The 1,440-nt window shown below is 63.4% G+C and carries 1 pseudogene; it reads right to left on the reverse strand.

The annotated features are described in order from the left end of the window. Positions 1-123 precede the first annotated feature (123 nt). Positions 124-1,332: pseudogene (locus BN4346_RS47020) on the reverse strand (IS1634 family transposase). Positions 1,333-1,440 lie beyond the last annotated feature (108 nt).

The raw sequence follows: 1,440 nt of genomic DNA on the forward strand, positions 1-1,440 counted from the left end.
AAACCCGCGGCTGCCGTGGGTGTTTTTCTCGTCTTCACAAACCGTGAATCATGCCCCGGCAGCCGCCCCTACCAGCGCAAACACGCCGAACCCGCTCACCGGAAGCGAACTACGGCTGTAGTATTAGTACCCGGGTTTGATGCCAAGGTTGTCGAGGATTTCGCGCTCCGCGGCCGGGATCTCTGGCGGGAAAGTCTGGGTGGCACCGGTGATGGTGATGGTGGCGCTGCGCAGTGGCCGCAACGACTTGATGACCTTGGCGATGGAGCATCCGGTGCGTGATTGGATGGCGTGAGCTACTGCCAGGGCGGTGAACACGATCGTCAGGTGCGCCTCGATGGCCGTCCGGGTGTGATGGAACATCGGCCGGCCGCGAAGGTCGCTCTTAGACATCCGAAACGACTTTTCCACGCGCCACAGGTCGTGGTATTTCGCGATCACTTCGGCGGCCGGCATGACCGCGACCGGCACATTTGTCACGTACCCTTTCAGGCCGACCAGCGATTGAGCCCGTGCCAGGCTGGCCTCATCAACAGCCCGGTTTTCGCCGCGGACTTTCACGATGGTGGCCGTCTCGGCGGTGTTGCCCTCGAAACAGCCGATCTCCAAGGGGAATCCCGTGCGATCCACCAGCAGTCCGACGACGATTTGAGGGTCGACTTTACGGTCCTTGCTATACCCAACCCGGCGCAGCGCGTCCTCTTTCTCGGCTTCCCAATGCAAGGTTGTGACGTCGTAAAGAAGCAGCGACAGCCCACCGCAATCACGGGATTACTCAAAGCATTTCGCGGCGATCGCGTCCCGATATCCTCCAGAGACGGCCAGGTCGAGGTGACGCGCGACGGTCCGATAGGTCACCGTCTTGACGCCCAGATCGATCAGCACCCGCCGCGTGTCGGCCTTGCTAGTGGGCTCCACGATTCGGGCAATCACCAGATCCCGGAAAACCGCATCACAGAGCACGTCGAACCCCAGCCAGTCATACACACGGGCCAGCACGTTGTAGCGCAGCCGCGAACTCGCGCCAACCGTGCGCCCCGGCGGCGCCACCACCGTCGACGAAGCGGGCTCGACCGCCGGAGCTACAAGCAAGGCGCGCTCCCGAAAGTCGGGCACATCGGCCATCGACTGGGCGCGGGCGGCCACCTCGAAATCCAACGCCGCCTGGCCGCCGACCACCATCTCGCGGGCCTGCTCAAGCAAAATCCCCAGCTCAGCATCGGTATGGGCCGAACCCAGATGCGCCAGGATCACCACCCGGCCAGGGTCTTTACGCGCGACCTGCACCGCGACCGCGCCCGAGGTCGTGCGCCCCTTCCGCACGTACGCCACGCGACGAACTTACCCGGCTAGTGGTCCGTGCTTGAAATGGTTTGACGGTTTGCCTTCTTGAGGACCTCGTCGGCGGTTTTTGTCCAGACGCATGGGTGGGCGCGGTTG

The sequence above is a fragment of the Mycolicibacter icosiumassiliensis genome (assembly GCF_900078685.2).
Taxonomy (GTDB): domain Bacteria; phylum Actinomycetota; class Actinomycetes; order Mycobacteriales; family Mycobacteriaceae; genus Mycobacterium; species Mycobacterium icosiumassiliensis.